Source organism: Chitinimonas sp. JJ19 (genome assembly GCF_036961565.1).
Lineage (GTDB): Bacteria > Pseudomonadota > Gammaproteobacteria > Burkholderiales > Chitinimonadaceae > Chitinimonas.
Genome location: NZ_JBAMDD010000007.1, coordinates 91922 through 108094 on the forward strand (window position 1 = coordinate 91922; position 16173 = coordinate 108094).

A 16173-nucleotide genomic window follows, 5' to 3' on the forward strand; every position below is an offset into this window, starting at 1 on the left:
TTAAGCGCCGCCAACAAAACCTAGCGTAGCGGTTCTGCCCGGAACGCCGAGGCGAAAAGACTTTGAACAGGCTCTAAGGCTTCCCCGGCCACTTGCCGCGTACCACCACCGTGTTGGCAATCTTGTCATGCCAGCCTTGCTTGCGGGCATCGAACGCCACCCAGAGCAGCCCCAGGAACAAGGGTATGGTGGAAACAAAATAGCCCAGGTAGCGCAGGATGGCCTGGCCAGGCTTCAGCGGCAAACCAGTGGTGGCATCCACCACCTTGGCGCCTATCGCCATCTTGCCCGGCGTGGCCTGCCGGGCCAGCCAGAAGGCGATCACCGCCGCAGCGGGCAGCAGCCACTCGACCAGAAAGCCCACGCTGCCATTGATATAACGCTGGTCATCCCAATAGGCATCGCCCATATACAGCAGCATGATGGGCACGGTGACGCACATGGTCAGCAGGGTATCAATTATCGAGGCCAGCACGCGGGCACCAAAGCCCACGTACTCCAGCCCTGTTTCAACTGGCTCGGGAATCACACTGGATGGCTGATAGGGATTGCTCATGTTTCTACCTTGTTGGCGGGTGCGCGGCCGACAGCACGCCGCAAGCGGCTGGTGTCCACCAGCTGTGTTGCACGGGCGCGCAACTGGCCACAACCACCGTCGATATCCTGACCCGCCGAATTACGTACCTTGGTCAGCACACCACGGTCATGCAGATAGCGGGTCATGTACTGTATATGGGCAGCGTCAGGCCGCTGGAAGGCATCGCCCTCCAGGCTGTTGTAGGGGATCAGGTTAAGCACGGCGAACTTGCCCTTGAACAGGCGCAAGATGGCATCCATTTCTTCCTGGCTGTCGTTAACGCCTTTCAGCAGCGTCCATTGGTACTGGATGGGGTAGCCCACACGGCGCGCATAAGCCTCGCCCAACTCCATCAGTTCCTCCGGGTCTATCCGGGGTGCGCGGGGCAGCAACTGCTGGCGCAGGTCAGCCCGGCTGGTATGCAGAGATAGTGCCAGCGCGGGCTTGACCCGCTGCTGCGGCAGCCGCTCGAACACCCGCATATCGCCCACGGTGGAGAACACCAGGTTCTTGTGGCCGATATTGCCCTCCAGCCCCAGCAGCTCTATGGCCTCGAGCACATTGTCGAGATTATGGGCGGGCTCGCCCATGCCCATGAACACCACCTTCTTGACCGGCCGGTAGCGGCGCGCCAGCGCCACCTGGGCCACGATCTCTGCACTGCCGACCTGGCGCAGCAAGCCGCTCTTTCCGGTCATGCAGAACACGCAGCCAACAGCACAGCCGACCTGGGTTGAAACGCACAGGCCATCGCGGGGCAGCAGCACGCTTTCCACCATCTGGCCATCGGCCAGGGCCACCAGCAAGCGCGCCGAGCCATCGGCCGCCGGGTGTTCCGAGGTCAGGCTGACCAGTCCAGCTATCTGCTCAGCCAGCGCCGGCAAGCCTTCGCGTACCGCCAGTGGCAGGTAATCTTCGGTCTTGCGGTACTTGGTACCGGTATCCAGGGGTTTGCCGGCCAGCCAGGCGCGGCTGATCCGGCCTATATGGCAGGGCTTGGCGCCAAGATCGGCAAGCGATTGGTGAAAGTCTTGAATACGCATGGGGTGCGCATCCTACCACCGGCCGTACACCTTGGCTGAACCGGCCGCCATGCGGCAAGGCTGTGCCGCCCCGCACCCAGCCTGCAGCGGCGCGAAGGCGACAGTATCACCACAGCGATGGACGGCAGCGCCGTGGCATCGCATAGTTGAGGTTGAGCCTAGGATCTGCAGCTGAGTCACCATGGTTGCCGCCGGCCTGCTATCGCCTTTCCAGAAATCACCCATGGCAGACACCCCTCACCGCCGCAAATTCGTAGAACCGATAGATTGGGCCGTGCTGGCGAGCGTGCTGGTGCACTGCCTGATACTGGCGCTGCGCTTTGGCCTGCCAGGCGAGACCAGCCAGCCAGGGCCGCTCCCGCTGGCGCCACTGAGCATCACGCTCGATGACCCTGTCGTTGCACCAGAACCCCAGCCCCTTCCGCTGCCGCCGACGCCCATGGCCAACACCGGTATGGCGACAGAGACACCCGACGCGCTGAACGCAGCCGCTGGTTTCAGCATCACCGTACTGCGCGCACCCGATGAAGCCACGCGGCCCGACCAAGCCCCATCTGACGCCACGGTAGAGCGCAAGGCCGGCAGCAACCGGGTGCGCAAACCCGTGATGACAGCAGACCAGGGCAGCTGGCGCACCGCTGCCGGAGCCGAGACACCGGAGGCCGTGCCCGATACCTTGGCCGAGGCCGCCCCAGGCAAATCCACCATCATGGTGCCGGAAGATGAACTGACGCCTGCTGCGCCACAACCTGAACTGGGTGCGCCGGAGCTGATGAACAACACGCCGGTGACCGAAACGCCCCCCGAGCCAGCCCCCACGGCCAGCCCCGACGCGGCGGCTCTGGCACAGGCCGAAATCGCACGACAGGCAGCGGAGAACGCGGCCGCAGAGGCCGCCAAGCAAGCCGAGCAGATCCGCCTGGCCGCCGAGGTCGCCGCAACGCGTGCGGCAGAACAGGCCAAGGCCGAGCAAGCACGCAAAATTGCCGAACAGCAGGCTGCCGAGCGACAAAAGGCCGATGCCCAAGCCAGGCAGCAGGCCGAAGCTGCCGCACAGCAGCAGGCAGAGGCGGCCGAGCAGGCCAGACAGGCACAACAGGCGGTGACCGAGAAGCTGCGCGCAGAAGAGCTGGCCCGCCAGGCACAGGCCCGGCTCGCCGCGGAGCAGCTCGCCCGCAAGCAGGCAGAAGAGGCCGCCAGAGCCGAACAGGCCAGGCAGGCACTGCAAGCAGCAGCAGAACAACAGAAAGCCGAGGCCTTGGCGCGGCAGAAGGCCGAAGCCCTGGCCAGGGCAGAGCAGCAGCGGCGACTGGCCGAACAGCAGGCGGCCGCCGAGCAACGCCGGGCAGAAGCGGCAGCAGCGCAGCGCAGGCAGGAAGAAGCCGCCAGGGCTGCTCAGGCGGCAGCGGCGCAGCGTCAAGCCGAGGCCGCCGCCGAACAGGCACGCCGACAGGCCAGCGCCGCCAGCCGTAGCTCGACAGGGAATGGCACCGGCACCGGCACCGGTACCGGGACTGGCCGGCAGGCCGACCAAGGCGGCGATGGCAGCGGCACCCCATCTGGCCTGGGCATTACCCTGCCCATCGATCCGCCGGTCGGCCTATCGCTGACCGAACGCGCCCTGCAGCAAGCCCGCCAGGGCAATCTGCGCGCCGAGAAACCGCCGTCCTCCGGGCGTAGCCGCATCGCCAATTACTCGCAAGCGGCAGCGGCGGCCGAGCCGGAACTACGCTTTTACGCCGAGAGCCTGAATATCAAGCTGAACCGTATAGGCGCACTCAATGCCCCCAGGCTGTCGCCCGACCGTTTCTACCGCCCCGTGCAGCTCACCATCATCGTCAACAGCGACGGTAGCCTGGCAGATATCCTGGTCAGGCACAGCAGCGGCGACGCCAAGCTGGATGAGGCCGCCCGGCGCATCGTGCAAATGAGCCTGCCATTCGCGCCCTTCCCTGCCGGCATGCAGGAGCGCTATGACCGGATAGAAATAGGCCGAAACTGGGATTTTGGCGCTGGCACCGCAGGCTTGCTCAATTGAACGGTAGTCGGTGATGGGAAGTAACCGGCCGCACCAGGACCAACTCGATGCCGAATGTCCGCGTGGCCTGCATCAGCAGGCGCCGTGAACTAGCGCAACAGGCCTGCAGGATCTACCACACTGCCAACCACCCGCACGCGCTTGTGGCGTGAAAGCTCACCGCTTTCCAGCACCACGCCCTGCTTGGGCACATCAAACCAATCGGCCAGCCAGGCGATCAGTGCCTTGTTGGCCTTGCCCTCCACCGGGGGTGCATTCAACCGTAGCTTGAGCGCACCATCATGCAACCCGGCCACCTCGGTCTTCCTGGCACCGGGCTGCAGGTACAGCGACAACACCCAGTCGCCGCCGTCCTGACGCAACCAGCTCATTGCCCGGTCAGCATGAACTGCCATAACCGTTGCTCTACCGGTGTCACGGCAAAGATAAAGATCATCTGCAGCAAGAGCAGCAGTACCAGCGGGCTCAGGTCTATGCCACCCACCGTGGGGATCAACCGTCGTATGGGGTTGAGCAGGGGCCGGGTGACCGCTTCCAGTACCGGTGCCAGGGGGTTGTACGGGCTGACCCAGCTCAAGATGGCCTGTACCAGCACCGCACCGAAAACCAGGTACAGGGTCAACCTTATCAGCTCCAGCATGGCCAGCATGACCAAGCCCAAGCCCACGGCAGGCGAGAACAGGCTGAACGGATACGGTGACAGGGCCAGCAACAGCAGGTGCATCAACAAGGCCCCGACGCCGGCCAGCAGCATGCTGGCCGTGTCATAGCCACCCACGCTGGGCAAAAGCCTGCGCGCTGGCAGTACCATGAAATTGGTCAGCTTGACCGTGAACTGCGCCAGCGGATGACCAAACGGCGCCCGTGCCACCTGCAGGTAGAAGCGCAGCAGCAGATTCAGTATGAAAAAGCTGGCGATATTGCGTATGAGGAAGCTCAATGCATCGTTCAACATGGTCTATTCCGCAGCTTGGCTGCTTGTTTGCACCAGCCCAAGCTGGTGAATAATGGTCAAGGCACTCTCAGCCACACTCAGTTGCTGGGTATCCAGCATCAGACTGTGCCTATGGGGCAAGGGTTCACGCCAGCGCCGCTGCGCCAGGCATTCCGCCAGCGTGGCAGCCGACGTCAGTTTATGGAACCGGCTACGTTCCGGTGCTGCCACCCGTTGCAGCAGCTCGGCATCGGGGCAATCCAGTTTTACCAGATCCACCCTGCCACCCCCATCCTCCACCTGAGCGATCAGGCGCGCGATGAAATCCTCGTCAGCGCCATGATCGTAGACAAAGGTCATGACCACCCCGGCAATGCCTGCTGCAGCCGCCGTACGCAAGGCGTCGAGCCGTATCTGACCGTTGTAGTTCAGATACGCGGGCGACATGAACTCGAACAGCGCCCGCGCCAGATCAGCGCTCAAGTGATTGTGCAGCAGCTTGTAGCCGGTAAGGCGACATAGCGCGGTCGCCACCGTCAGCTTGCCCGATGCCGGTGGCCCATACAGGAACACCAGCCGCATCAGCCTTGGCCCAGCTCGTCCGCCAGTTCCACCGCCCTGGCCTGGGCCGCCACCGCCCCCGCCTGTATGGCAGCCTGCACGCCCAGCTCGGCCATGCGATTCAGCGCTGCGGCCGTGGTCCCGCCCTTGGACGTCACCTTCGCACGCAGGGTAGCAGCATCATCCGTGCTGCCCAGCGCCAGCTTGATGGCGCCATCAAATGTCGCATAGGCCAGTTGCCTGGCAGTGGTCGCATCTAGGCCCAGTTGCTCACCAGCCTGGGTCAACGACTCCATGAAATAGAACACATAGGCCGGACCGGACCCGGAGATTGCCGTGACGGCATCGATCTGGCCTTCTTCTGCCACCCACACCACCTGGCCAGTACTCTGCAGAATGCGATCAGCCATCGCCCTGTCGGCTTCGCTGGCCTTGGGCCCTAGCCAAGCACCGCTGATACCGGCGCGCACCAGCGCAGGCGTATTGGGCATCACCCTCACCAGCCGCGCCGCGCCACCCAGCCAACGATCCAGATCGGCCATGCGTATACCAGCGGCGATGCTGATCACCAGCCGGCCAGCCAGCTCGGTGGCCCGCGCACGGGCCACCTCGGCCAGTTGTTGCGGCTTCACCGCCAGCACCACTACATCGGTCTCGGGCAGGGCATCCTCCAGCGTGACCGTCTGTACGCCAAACTCGGCTTGCAACTGCGCCCGCTTGTCCGCAGCAGGCTCCACCACATAGACCGCCTGGGCAGAAAACCCTTGTTGCACCAGGCCACCTATCATGGCTGTGGCCATATTGCCGCCGCCGATAAAGGCTATTTTCATTGCTTGTCACTCCCCATGCCAAAGCCGATACCCGGCTGGCGTTTCTGCAGCAGATGCTTGAGCAGATTACAGTACAGCCGGTCCAGCTCACGCTGGCCACTGAATGGCACGGCCAGTTGCCCGCCCTGGTGCACCAGGGTCAACGCAACCAGGCGGCCTTCATCCATGCGGTAGAGCAGCTCGCTGATCTGATCCAGCAGCAGGCTGACCTGCCTGGGCGTGCCCCAGCCACGGTAGGCCAGCAGCACCCGCTCGGCATCCACCTCCACCACCGTACGCCAGAACAAGGCTCGCAACACCCAGGCCATCCAGCCCGCCAGCGCCAGGCCTACCAAGGCGATGCCCAGCACGATGGCAGAGCCCGTCAAAGCAGCCTGCACCAACAACAGGCCGATGATCAGCGCGGCCAGCCCGCCACCGAGCTTGACCACCATTCTGTCGGTAGCGCCTTCAGGCAAACGTTGCCAGGCCGACGCCAACTCCAGGCGATCGCGGGCATCACCCTCGTCCACCCTGAGCCAGCGTGAGAGATCGGCCAAGCTGACCTGGGGAGTGGTGGTAGCAGTCACGTTATTCCTTCACAAGGGGCCGTGCGGCCACGGTATGGCGGGCGCCAAACAAGGCTGTCCCGACCCTGACCAGGGTGGACCCCTGGGCAATGGCGGTTTCCAGGTCAGCAGACATGCCCATGGACAAGGTATCCAGCACCAGCCCAGTGCTCCGCAATGTGTCAGACAGGCTACGCAATAATGCAAACTGTGCCGCCAGATCTACGGCTCCCGGTTCGGGCAGGCACATCAGGCCACGCAGGCGCAGCCCGGGCAGGCCCGCTACCGCCTGCGCCAGGGCCACTGCCTCGGCAGGAGTACAGCCCGACTTACTGGCCTCGCCAGAGACATTCACCTGCACGCAGACATTGAGCAAGGGCAGGTGCGCCGGTCGCTGGGCCGACAGGCGTTCGGCAATCTTGAGCCGGTCTATGCCATGCACCCAGTGCGCCAGTTCGGCCACGGTTCGGCTTTTATTGCTCTGCAGGGGGCCGATGAAATGCCACTCGATGTCAGCCAGGTCGGCCAATGCGACCACCTTCTCCTGCAGTTCCTGCACATAGTTCTCGCCAAAGGCACGCTGGCCGGTGGCATAGCATTGCCGCACTGCCTCTGCCGGAAAGGTCTTGCTGACGGCCAGCAGCTGGCAATCATCGGGCTGCCGCCCGGCGGCAGAAAGGGCCACAGCAATGCGCGCCAGTACGGCCTGTCTGGATTTATCTAGGTCAGCCATCCATAATGCTTTCGGAATAATGTCGCAAACCCAATCGCTTTGCGGCTTTGAACGAGGAATTATAAATGGAAATCTCTGAACTCCTGGCCTTCTCGGTCAAGAACAAGGCATCGGACTTGCACCTGTCGGCAGGCCTGCCGCCTTGTATACGCGTTCATGGCGATGTGCGCCGCATCAACCTGCCGCCCATGGAACACAAGGACGTCCATGACATGGTGTACGACATCATGAACGACGGCCAACGCAAGACCTACGAAGAAACGCTGGAGTGCGACTTCTCCTTCGAGATTCCCGGCCTTGCCCGCTTCCGTGTCAACGCCTTTGTGCAGAACCGCGGCGCCGGCGCCGTGTTCCGTACCATTCCGTCCAAGGTACTGTCGCTGGAAGACCTGAACGCCCCCAAGGTATTCAAGGAAATCGCCGAAACACCTCGCGGCATCGTGCTGGTCACCGGGCCGACCGGTTCGGGTAAGTCCACCACCCTGGCCGCCATGATCAACTACATCAACGAAAACGAGTACGGTCATATCCTGACCGTGGAAGACCCGATCGAATTCGTGCATGAATCCAAGAAGTGCCTGATCAACCAGCGGGAAATTGGCCCGCACACCATGAGTTTCGCCAACTCACTGCGCGCCGCGCTGCGGGAAGACCCGGACGTCATCCTGGTGGGTGAAATGCGTGACCTCGAGACCATACGGCTGGCTCTCTCCGCCGCCGAGACCGGTCACTTGGTATTCGGCACCCTGCACACCTCCTCCGCCGCCAAGACCATCGACCGTATCGTCGACGTATTCCCGGCGGCCGAAAAGGAAATGGTCCGTTCCATGCTGTCCGAATCCTTGCGCGCGGTGATTTCGCAGACTCTGCTCAAGACCAAGGACGGCAACGGCCGGGTGGCTGCGCACGAGATCATGATAGGCATACCCGCCATCCGTAACCTGATACGCGAGAACAAGATCGCGCAGATGTACTCCACCATCCAGACCGGCCAGCAGCACGGCATGCAGACACTGGATCAATGCCTGACCGAATTGGTAAGGCGCAATTTGATTACCAATGTCGAGGCACGTGGCAAAGCCATGAACCCCGACAATTTCAGATAAACAAGGTCAGTGGCGGGGGCCTTGCTGCCAGCCGCCACCCTGGAGCAAGACATGGAAAAGGAACAAGCCACCAAGTTCATGCACGATCTGCTGCGATTGATGCGGCAGAAAAATGCATCGGACTTGTTTATCACCGCCGATTTCCCGCCGGCAATGAAGATAGACGGCAAGCTGACGCCGGTCTCCAGCCAGGCGCTCACCAGCCAGCACACCAAGGAGTTGTGCCGCGCCGTGATGAACGACAGGCAGGCCGAAGAGTTCGAAGCCACCAAGGAATGTAACTTTGCCATCAGCCCCGGCGGCATAGGCCGCTTCCGCTGCAACGCCTTTCAGCAGCAGGGCCGCATCGGCCTGGTACTGCGGACCATTACCACCGAGATTCCCAAGTTCGACGAACTGGGCCTGCCGCCCGTACTCAAGGACGTCGCCCTGGCCAAGCGCGGCCTGGTGATCTTTGTGGGCGGTACCGGTTCGGGTAAGTCCACCTCGCTGGCCGCCATGATCGGCTTCCGTAACGAGAACAGCTACGGCCATATCATCACCATCGAAGACCCGGTGGAATATGTGCACGAACACCGCAACTGCATCGTGACCCAGCGCGAGATCGGCGTCGATACCGACAACTGGCAGAACGCCCTGAAGAACACCCTGCGGCAGGCGCCCGATGTCATCCTGATCGGTGAAATCCGCGACCGCGAAACCATGGACTATGCCGTGGCCTTCGCCGAAACCGGTCACCTGTGCATGGCCACCCTGCACGCCAACTCGGCCAACCAGGCGCTGGACCGTATCATCAACTTCTTCCCGGAAGAGCGTCGCGCCCAGTTGCTGATGGACTTGAGCCTCAACCTCAAGGCCTTTATCTCGCAACGGCTGATACCGCTGCGCGTGGGCAAGGGTCGTGCAGCGGCGGTCGAAGTCATGCTCAATTCGCCGCTGATCTCCGACCTGATCTTCAAGGGCGATGTGCACGAGATCAAGGAAATCATGGCCAAGAGCCGCGAGCTTGGCATGCAGACCTTTGACCAAGCCCTGTTCGACCTGTACGAGGACGGCAAGATCAGCTACGAAGACGCCCTGCGCAACGCCGACTCGGTCAACGACCTGCGCCTGCGTATCAAGCTGCAGTCCAAGGAATCCAAGAACCGCGATGCACTGGCGGGCCTGGACCACCTCGACATCGTTTGATCTTACTGCCTGCGTCTTACCCACAACGGCCGCCCTGTGCGGCCGTTGTCCGTTTCCAGCCCCTGCCAGGCTACTGACAGCACGCTGTCAGTAGCACCCCTGCACACTGGTCTCCATCGGGCACCCGCCCGTACTAACTGAGGAGACCCAACATGAATGCACTGAACTGGTTCGAGATTCCCGCCAACGACCTCCAACGCGCCATCGGCTTCTATCAGAGCGTGCTGGGCCTGACCTTCACCCCGGATACCTGTTTCGACGATATCGAGATGGCAGTCTTCCCCCACAGCGAAACCGGTGTAGGCGGCGCCCTGGTCAAAGCTGCCCATCTGCAGCCCAATGCCCAAGGCACCATCGCCTATCTGGGTACCAGCGAGCTGGATGCCGTGCTCGCCAGGGTGCCGACTGCAGGCGGTGCAGTACTCAAGCCCAAGACTTTCCTGCATGAGGACATCGGTCATATCGCCGTCATCCGCGATAGCGAAGGTAATACGGTAGGCCTGCACATGCCCATGCAGTAAGGGCCTACTCAAGGCATGTTTGCTGCCTTGCCGGGGCAAGGCAGCAAACCTAAGAGCCTGTTCAAAGCGGCCGGCTATCGCCACCAGCAGGGATGGACACTACCCAGGCCTTACGCTATACGAGACAAAGCGCCTGGTCAGACCGCCCTAACCATCCAGAAACCAGGCCGCCCTGGAGGAAAACCATGCGCCGTGCCGACCGCCTGTTCCAGATCGTGCAGTTGCTCCGTGGCCGCAGATTGACCACGGCACGCTGGCTGGCCGAGCAACTGGAAATCTCCGAGCGTACCGTCTACCGCGATATCCGCGACCTGATGCTCAGCGGCGTGCCCATAGAGGGCGAAGCCGGGGTGGGATACACCCTGCGGCACAAGCTCGACCTGCCACCGCTGATGTTTGACCGGGAGGAGTTGACCGCCCTGCGCCTGGGCGCCGAGATGGCCGGCGCCTGGAGCGACCCACAGCTGGCCCGTGCCGCGCAGACAGCACTGGCCAAGATCAACAGCGCTCTGCCCAGCGACCTGCGCCGCCCGACCGCAGCCATGTATGCGCCCTGCTACAACAATCACGATGCCGCATTTGGCCCCTTGCGCAACGCCATCGACCATCAGCTCGAAGTCGAGCTGCAGTATCGCAAACCCGATGGCCCGATAGAATCCCGCAAGGTCTTGCCCCTTGCCCTGTTTTTCTGGGGCAAGCACTGGACCCTGGCCGCCTGGTGCGAGCTACGCCAGGATCATCGGCATTTCAGGCTGGAACGCATCCTCTCGCTCAAGGTACTGGAACAGCGCTTTGCCTCTACCCCAGAGCGTAGCCTCAGAGCCTGGATGAAGGCTGCTGGCGCACCAGCCGATGCACTGGACTGAGTCGCAGACACGTTGCCGCCTTTGATCGGCAAGCAATCGAACACAGCAAACCCGTCCCAAGTGCCGTTCACTGCCTGGCGGACTCGCACCAGGATTGCCCTGGCAACGGCGCTGGCCGTCGCACCTGGCCATGATTTGTATGCATGCACGCACTTGGCTTCACCGCCGCCACCGCCAATAATGGTTGCAGCCTAGGAGCCCGTCATGCGTCTCATCCTTATCACTTGCTTGCTTGCCGCCTTGCCCACAGTTGCAAGCCCCACCATACAGCCCGGTGAATACCTCACCGAGGGTGGCTGGGGCACACTCAAGATCAAGCCAGGCAAGAACAAGCAGCTGACCTTTGTGCTGGATGCCATCGGTGCCAATGCCCATACCTGCAACCTGGAGGGCGAAATCATCAATGGCCGCGCAACCCTGGAGGCGGAAGAAGAAGGCAAGGCCTGCGTGGTCGGATTCAAGCCCAAGGGCGACGACCTGGAAGTCGCCGACAGGAGCGAAGGCTACTGCCGCTACTATTGCGGCATGCGCGCCAGCTTCGAAGGGCTCTATATCATGCCCTCAGCCGGCTGCACGCTGGCGGGCGTACGCAAGGCGCGCAAGGCATTCAAGCAGGCTTACGACAAGAAGGCCTACGCCGATGCCGAGGCCCATCTCTCGCCCCTGCTCAACAACTGCAACAAGACCCTGAACTGGCTGGAAGAAGGCTGGATACGCAACGATCTGGCACTGGCCCAATACAAGTCCAGAAACCTGCTCGCCTGCCGCGAGACCCTGCAAGCACTGGCTGACGACGCAGCCAAGACCGACGCCGAACTGCGCGAGGACTACCCGCCCACCGACGCCGAGAGCTACCTGCCCATCATGCGCGCCACCCGTACCAATCTGAAGCTGTGCCAGGGCAGTCGGTAACGGTGGCCTCATGCACCAGATGCACATGGCGTCCATTCAGACCACGCGGTAACACCGCTCAGCGTCTAGCCCCATCCCGCCATACCGATCGTTGCCAATCAGGCGTATGCTGACGGCATTATCCTGGATCAGGCCCCCATGCCATGGCCACAGCTGACCTCCCCTCTGTCTACACTGCCCTGCGTGGGCTGTTGGCGCCCTATGCGGATCAGCTGGTGGTGAAGCATGACGTCGATGGGCACTACTATCTGGATACCCCCCACACCCGGCCCAATGGTGAGCCGCTGTTCTTCGCCGCAACGCAGATCAAGCGCGCTTATGTGTCTTTCTACCTGATGCCGGTCTATGTTTTCCCTGAGCTGCTAGACACGCTATCCGCCGACTTGCGCAAGCGCATGCAGGGCAAATCCTGCTTTAATTTCAAGCAGCTGGAATCAAACTTGCTTGAGGAATTGGCACATCTGGTGGCACGTGGCTACGCACGCTACCAGGAAGCTGGTTACCTATAGAGGTGGGAAAGATGGGTGCAAGTTACTTCCTGTGGGGCGACCCGCTGCCCCTGGGCAAGCTGCTACGCTGGCTGTGCGGCCTGCTGGCCTGCTGGCTGCTCGCCTACGCCGGCCTGTTCGTGTTTTTTGCCCTGAGCGAGCAAAAAGCTGCTGCCTACAGCAGCCTGTATCGAGCACGTACCGAGCTGGGCGTGCTGTCTGATGCCGTGCTGCAGTTCCGCCAGCAGCATGGTCGGCTACCACTACAACTGGCCGAACTGAATGCGCAATTCCAGGACAGGCTGCCCATCGACCCCTGGGGCCGCAGCTATGTCTACGAACCCCAGCCCAGCGGCCATTTCAGGCTCTATACCCTGGGGGCCGACGCCAGCAAGGGTGGCACCGGCAGTTGTACCGATTTTTACCTGCATACCGACATCAATAGGGTGATACGCCAGGTAGATCAGGACGATTGCCTGTCCCTGCTAGGCTAGGCGCCTGCGCCGAGCCTGCTCTGTGCGCAGGCAGTCGGACCGAACAAGCACCAGAGCGGCTGCACCAACAGGCTCTAGCGCGCGAGACCGGTAAAGGTGGTGCGTAGCAACAAGGCAATAATCTCCTCGTCGCTGTGCGCCCCCGTTGCCTTGAGGAAGTGCAGCACCGGATCACAGGCTCGGGCAAACAGGTTGTACAGTATCAATTGCGGCGGCAGATCAGCCGCCAGCAGGCCTAGCTCCTGTGCCTGCACTATCCACTCACCCATGCGATCACTGAGCCGGAAAACCCGCTCCAGATAGACCTGATGCCGCGACAACGCCCCCACCAAGGCTGAATTGGCATGGGGCAAGGCCGGCATCTGCCCGGCCAGCTGAGTCTGCATGGCCCAGCGGGCCAGTGCCTGCAATTTCTCCACGGGCCCCACCTGCTCCGGCAGGCTATCGGCCAGCGCCAGCGCCTGATCCAGCATGCGCACCATGGCCGCTGCAGCCAGTTCCTCCTTGGAAGCAAAGTGGCGATACAGGCTGGCCTTGGCAATACCTGCCTCGGCAGCCACCTCGTCCACTGTCATCAGCTCGAAGCCCTTGCTGGCCAGCAGGTGGTTGACGGCCTCGAGTATCACGTCCTCGCGGGCCAGCTGCATTTTCTGTTTAAAGCTCACCACTTCCATCACGCCCACCCTTGTTCCCATGGCCAGCCCGTCGGGGCATGACTAACCGCATTCTATCTGCATACCGGCAAATTTGTAACTTGACAGTCCATTATGGACTAATTAGTCTCACATTAATACTGATCAGTATCAAAACGTACCGAACGGTCCAACCTCAGCACGCATGCCACTCAACTCGCTATCAGAGCGAGCCGACTGGCAGCCTGCCGAGGCATACCCACCCGCTAGGCAAAGGAGCAGGAAAATGACTTGGGCACTCTTGGTAGTCGATGGACAGCACGCCGCAATCAGCCAGCCGGTACTGGGCCGCATACAGCAGCTGGAAAGGGCTTTTCGCCAAACCGGCGAACGGGTTTATCAGGTAGAAAGCGTGGCCGTAGACCAGCTGGCCCCACTCAGCCCGGCGAGTGGCACCCTGTACCGTTGCGGTACCGATGCGTTCTCCGGCAGTGGGCTGCAGCGCCATCTGCAGGATGCCGGTATCAGTTGCCTGGTAATCTGTGGCAGCGGCAGCGACAGCGCCATCGATGCCAGTGTACGCAGTGCGCTATATCGGGGTTTTGATGTCATCGTGGCCGGCGATGCCCACCAGGCCTACCCGCGCGGCAGCCTGTCGGCCCAGGCCATTGCCGAGCATCACAATCAGCTTTTGGCTGAACTGGTCATCCCTGGCAGGGTGCTGGAAGTGCTGCCCAGCGACGAGATCATCGATATCGTCCGCGATGAACCCGCCCTGGCCCAGGCCGTAGGCTGGTAAGCCACCATCGCAGCGATGGCAATGGTGGCCCCGTGGCGTGTCAATGCCCGGCGAAATCACATACCGTGAACAACGGTATGCCTTGCTCCTGCACCAGGCGCGAGCCGCCCAGCTCGGGCAGATCCACGATGGCGGCCGCCTCTATCACCTCGCCGCCCAGGCGGCGTATCAATCGTGCTGCCGCAATCATGGTGCCGCCGGTGGCGACCAGATCGTCTATCAGCAGCACCCGTTGGCCCGGTGTAATCGCATCAGAATGCAGCTCTACCGTGGCCGAGCCGTATTCCAGCTCATATTCCTCGGCCACCGTGGTGAAGGGCAGCTTGCCTTTCTTGCGCACCGGCACAAAGCCCCGGTTCAACTCATAGGCAATCACCGCCCCCAGGATAAAGCCACGGGCATCCACGCCGGCCACCACGTCGATATCGTGGTCCATATAGCGATGCACAAAGCAGTCCACCAGGACACGGAAGGTCTTGGGGTCTTGCAGCAAGGGGGTGATATCGCGGAACTGCACACCCGCCTGGGGCCAATCCGGCACAGTGCGGATACGGTCACGGATATAGCTAGGGTCGATCAACATGAAAACTCCAATCAGAACAGGGCGAACTTCACCACCCACAGGATGGCAATGATCACCACGGCCGGCGACAGATCACGTACCCGGCCCGACAGCAATTTGAGGCCGGTGTAGCTGATAAAGCCAAAGGCGATGCCGTCGGCAATCGAAAAGGTAAAGGGCATGGCCAAGGCCGTAATCACCGCAGGCGCGCATTCGGTCAGGTCGTCCCAGTTGATCTCGGCCAGGCCGCGGGCCATCAGCACCGCCACATAGCATAGTGCCGGCGCGGTCGCATAGGGTGGCACCACGCTCGCCAGCGGCGAGAGGAACAGCGCCGCCAGGAACAACAGCGCCACCACCACGGCGGTCAGGCCGGTACGGCCACCCACGGCAGTGCCGGCAGCCGATTCGATATAGGCAGTACAACTGGAAGTGCCCAGGGCAGCGCCCGCCACAATGGCCGTGGAGTCCGCCATCAGCGCCCGTTTCAGGCGGGGCAGCTTGCCCTGGCTATCGAGCAGGCCAGCCCGGTGCGACACCCCCACCAGGGTGCCGGTGGTATCAAACAGATCGACAAAGAAAAAGACAAACACCACGCCCAGCAAGCCGGCCGTCAAAGCGCCTTCCAGGTCCATCTGCATAAAGGTGGGGGCAATGCTGGGCGGTGCCGAGAACACACCATCGAACTGCTGGTAACCCAAGCCTATGGCCAACAGCGTCACTACCATGATGCCGATGATCACCCCACCGGTGACCTTGCGGTACTCCAGCGCCAGTATCAGCAAGAAGCCCAATATGGCCAGCAAGGCCTTGGGATCATGCATATTGCCCAGCGTGACCAGCGTGGCCGGATGCCCCACCACAATGCCGGCATTCTTCAGCGCAATAATGGCCAGGAACAAACCCACCCCGGCCGAGATGGAGAGCTTGAGCGAATGCGGTATGGCATTGACGATGGCCTCACGCACCTTGAACAGGCTGACAAACATGAAAATCACGCCCGACAAGAACACCGCCCCCAGCGCCACCTGCCAACTGACCCCCATGCCCTTCACCACGCTGAAGGTGAAATAGGCGTTCAGGCCCATGCCCGGCGCCAGGGCAATCGGGTAGTTGGCGACCAGCCCCATCACGGCCGACCCCAATGCTGCCGCAATACAGGTGGCCACAAACACCGCCTTGAAGTCCATGCCGGTCTCGGACAGGATGGCCGGGTTGACGAAGATGATGTAAGCCATCGTCAGGAAAGTGGTAAAGCCGGCGATAACCTCAGTTTTCACGTTGGTGCCGTGCTCACGCAGCTTGAACAGCGTTTCGAGCATTGAAATCCCCTGGGAAAGT

20 protein-coding genes are annotated in these 16173 nt (G+C 62.0%); 9 read left to right on the plus strand and 11 right to left on the minus strand.

Features of this window, described 5'->3' with window-relative positions:
• Positions 1-73 precede the first annotated feature (73 nt).
• Together V7714_RS10575 and V7714_RS10580 are read right to left on the minus strand one after the other, a co-directional pair.
• Positions 74-556, minus strand: a complete 483-nt coding sequence (locus V7714_RS10575; RefSeq protein WP_335709690.1) for an RDD family protein — start codon at positions 554-556, stop codon at positions 74-76.
• On the minus strand, positions 553-1620 hold the full coding sequence (locus V7714_RS10580) for an RNA methyltransferase (protein WP_335709691.1): 1068 nt from the start codon (positions 1618-1620) through the stop codon (positions 553-555). Before V7714_RS10580 ends, V7714_RS10575 begins: the two co-directional genes overlap by 4 nt.
• A gap of 223 nt (positions 1621-1843) precedes the next feature.
• Here V7714_RS10580 and V7714_RS10585 point away from each other — a divergent pair, with 223 nt between their 5' ends.
• Positions 1844-3658, plus strand: coding sequence for an energy transducer TonB (locus V7714_RS10585; protein ID WP_335709692.1), 1815 nt, complete (start codon positions 1844-1846; stop codon positions 3656-3658).
• An 89-nt stretch (positions 3659-3747) separates the two neighbouring features.
• Here V7714_RS10585 and V7714_RS10590 read toward each other — a convergent pair whose 3' ends face one another.
• The 6 genes from V7714_RS10590 to V7714_RS10615 are packed head-to-tail and all read right to left on the minus strand — an operon-like array spanning position 3748 to position 7264.
• Positions 3748-4029 (minus strand): DUF167 domain-containing protein, encoded by a 282-nt coding sequence (locus V7714_RS10590; RefSeq protein WP_335709693.1) that lies wholly within the window; start codon positions 4027-4029, stop codon positions 3748-3750.
• Positions 4026-4613 (minus strand): YggT family protein, encoded by a 588-nt coding sequence (locus V7714_RS10595; RefSeq protein ID WP_284197733.1) that lies wholly within the window; start codon positions 4611-4613, stop codon positions 4026-4028. Before V7714_RS10595 ends, V7714_RS10590 begins: the two co-directional genes overlap by 4 nt.
• Before the next feature lie 3 nt (positions 4614-4616).
• Complete coding sequence (locus V7714_RS10600; protein WP_335709694.1) at positions 4617-5174, minus strand: AAA family ATPase; 558 nt, start codon at positions 5172-5174, stop codon at positions 4617-4619.
• Positions 5174-5983, minus strand: coding sequence for a pyrroline-5-carboxylate reductase (proC, locus tag V7714_RS10605; RefSeq protein WP_335709695.1), 810 nt, complete (start codon positions 5981-5983; stop codon positions 5174-5176). Before proC ends, V7714_RS10600 begins: the two co-directional genes overlap by 1 nt.
• Complete coding sequence (locus V7714_RS10610) at positions 5980-6552, minus strand: hypothetical protein (RefSeq protein WP_335709696.1); 573 nt, start codon at positions 6550-6552, stop codon at positions 5980-5982. Before V7714_RS10610 ends, proC begins: the two co-directional genes overlap by 4 nt.
• A 1-nt stretch (position 6553) precedes the next feature.
• Positions 6554-7264, minus strand: a complete 711-nt coding sequence (locus tag V7714_RS10615; protein WP_335709697.1) for a YggS family pyridoxal phosphate-dependent enzyme — start codon at positions 7262-7264, stop codon at positions 6554-6556.
• 65 nt (positions 7265-7329) lie between these two features.
• Between V7714_RS10615 and V7714_RS10620 the strand changes: the two genes are divergently transcribed.
• The 7 genes from V7714_RS10620 (at position 7330) to V7714_RS10650 (ending at position 12839) form a co-directional block, all read left to right on the plus strand.
• A complete protein-coding gene (locus V7714_RS10620) occupies positions 7330-8370 on the plus strand; it encodes a type IV pilus twitching motility protein PilT (protein WP_290330930.1) in 1041 nt (346 codons plus the stop codon).
• 51 nt (positions 8371-8421) lie between these two features.
• A complete protein-coding gene (locus V7714_RS10625) occupies positions 8422-9558 on the plus strand; it encodes a PilT/PilU family type 4a pilus ATPase (RefSeq protein ID WP_284197739.1) in 1137 nt (378 codons plus the stop codon).
• A 152-nt stretch (positions 9559-9710) separates the two neighbouring features.
• Entirely contained in the window at positions 9711-10079 is a 369-nt protein-coding gene (locus V7714_RS10630) for a VOC family protein (RefSeq protein WP_335709698.1), read from the plus strand.
• Between the two features lie 185 nt (positions 10080-10264).
• Positions 10265-10945, plus strand: coding sequence for a helix-turn-helix transcriptional regulator (locus V7714_RS10635; protein WP_335709699.1), 681 nt, complete (start codon positions 10265-10267; stop codon positions 10943-10945).
• Between the two features lie 204 nt (positions 10946-11149).
• On the plus strand, positions 11150-11857 hold the full coding sequence (locus V7714_RS10640; RefSeq protein ID WP_335709700.1) for a hypothetical protein: 708 nt from the start codon (positions 11150-11152) through the stop codon (positions 11855-11857).
• Between the two features lie 143 nt (positions 11858-12000).
• Positions 12001-12366 (plus strand): hypothetical protein, encoded by a 366-nt coding sequence (locus V7714_RS10645; protein WP_335709701.1) that lies wholly within the window; start codon positions 12001-12003, stop codon positions 12364-12366.
• 11 nt (positions 12367-12377) lie between these two features.
• Positions 12378-12839, plus strand: coding sequence for a type II secretion system protein GspG (locus V7714_RS10650; protein WP_335709702.1), 462 nt, complete (start codon positions 12378-12380; stop codon positions 12837-12839).
• A 74-nt stretch (positions 12840-12913) separates the two neighbouring features.
• Here the strand turns inward: V7714_RS10650 and V7714_RS10655 are convergent, their stop codons facing one another.
• On the minus strand, positions 12914-13534 hold the full coding sequence (locus tag V7714_RS10655) for a TetR/AcrR family transcriptional regulator (protein ID WP_335709703.1): 621 nt from the start codon (positions 13532-13534) through the stop codon (positions 12914-12916).
• A gap of 223 nt (positions 13535-13757) precedes the next feature.
• On the opposite strand from V7714_RS10655, the gene V7714_RS10660 reads away from it, so the two are divergent.
• On the plus strand, positions 13758-14270 hold the full coding sequence (locus V7714_RS10660) for an isochorismatase family protein (protein ID WP_335709704.1): 513 nt from the start codon (positions 13758-13760) through the stop codon (positions 14268-14270).
• Positions 14271-14310: 40 nt separating this feature from the next.
• On the opposite strand, the gene V7714_RS10665 is transcribed toward V7714_RS10660, so the two are convergent.
• Both V7714_RS10665 and V7714_RS10670 read right to left on the minus strand, forming a co-directional pair.
• Entirely contained in the window at positions 14311-14853 is a 543-nt protein-coding gene (locus V7714_RS10665) for an adenine phosphoribosyltransferase (protein ID WP_284197747.1), read from the minus strand.
• Between the two features lie 11 nt (positions 14854-14864).
• Complete coding sequence (locus tag V7714_RS10670) at positions 14865-16154, minus strand: NCS2 family permease (RefSeq protein ID WP_335709705.1); 1290 nt, start codon at positions 16152-16154, stop codon at positions 14865-14867.
• Between the last annotated feature and the right edge of the window lie 19 nt (positions 16155-16173).

What these genes read in the sequence shown, in the direction of transcription:
- V7714_RS10575 (WP_335709690.1), bottom strand. Translation starts at nt 556, where the DNA reads ATGAGCAATCCCTATCAGCCATCCAGTGTGATTCCCGAGCCAGTTGAA.
- V7714_RS10580 (WP_335709691.1), bottom strand. Translation starts at nt 1,620, where the DNA reads ATGCGTATTCAAGACTTTCACCAATCGCTTGCCGATCTTGGCGCCAAG.
- V7714_RS10585 (WP_335709692.1), top strand. Translation starts at nt 1,844, where the DNA reads ATGGCAGACACCCCTCACCGCCGCAAATTCGTAGAACCGATAGATTGG.
- V7714_RS10590 (WP_335709693.1), bottom strand. Translation starts at nt 4,029, where the DNA reads ATGAGCTGGTTGCGTCAGGACGGCGGCGACTGGGTGTTGTCGCTGTAC.
- V7714_RS10595 (WP_284197733.1), bottom strand. Translation starts at nt 4,613, where the DNA reads ATGTTGAACGATGCATTGAGCTTCCTCATACGCAATATCGCCAGCTTT.
- V7714_RS10600 (WP_335709694.1), bottom strand. Translation starts at nt 5,174, where the DNA reads ATGCGGCTGGTGTTCCTGTATGGGCCACCGGCATCGGGCAAGCTGACG.
- proC (WP_335709695.1), bottom strand. Translation starts at nt 5,983, where the DNA reads ATGAAAATAGCCTTTATCGGCGGCGGCAATATGGCCACAGCCATGATA.
- V7714_RS10615 (WP_335709697.1), bottom strand. Translation starts at nt 7,264, where the DNA reads ATGGCTGACCTAGATAAATCCAGACAGGCCGTACTGGCGCGCATTGCT.
- V7714_RS10620 (WP_290330930.1), top strand. Translation starts at nt 7,330, where the DNA reads ATGGAAATCTCTGAACTCCTGGCCTTCTCGGTCAAGAACAAGGCATCG.
- V7714_RS10625 (WP_284197739.1), top strand. Translation starts at nt 8,422, where the DNA reads ATGGAAAAGGAACAAGCCACCAAGTTCATGCACGATCTGCTGCGATTG.
- V7714_RS10630 (WP_335709698.1), top strand. Translation starts at nt 9,711, where the DNA reads ATGAATGCACTGAACTGGTTCGAGATTCCCGCCAACGACCTCCAACGC.
- V7714_RS10635 (WP_335709699.1), top strand. Translation starts at nt 10,265, where the DNA reads ATGCGCCGTGCCGACCGCCTGTTCCAGATCGTGCAGTTGCTCCGTGGC.
- V7714_RS10640 (WP_335709700.1), top strand. Translation starts at nt 11,150, where the DNA reads ATGCGTCTCATCCTTATCACTTGCTTGCTTGCCGCCTTGCCCACAGTT.
- V7714_RS10645 (WP_335709701.1), top strand. Translation starts at nt 12,001, where the DNA reads ATGGCCACAGCTGACCTCCCCTCTGTCTACACTGCCCTGCGTGGGCTG.
- V7714_RS10650 (WP_335709702.1), top strand. Translation starts at nt 12,378, where the DNA reads ATGGGTGCAAGTTACTTCCTGTGGGGCGACCCGCTGCCCCTGGGCAAG.
- V7714_RS10655 (WP_335709703.1), bottom strand. Translation starts at nt 13,534, where the DNA reads ATGGGAACAAGGGTGGGCGTGATGGAAGTGGTGAGCTTTAAACAGAAA.
- V7714_RS10660 (WP_335709704.1), top strand. Translation starts at nt 13,758, where the DNA reads ATGACTTGGGCACTCTTGGTAGTCGATGGACAGCACGCCGCAATCAGC.
- V7714_RS10665 (WP_284197747.1), bottom strand. Translation starts at nt 14,853, where the DNA reads ATGTTGATCGACCCTAGCTATATCCGTGACCGTATCCGCACTGTGCCG.
- V7714_RS10670 (WP_335709705.1), bottom strand. Translation starts at nt 16,154, where the DNA reads ATGCTCGAAACGCTGTTCAAGCTGCGTGAGCACGGCACCAACGTGAAA.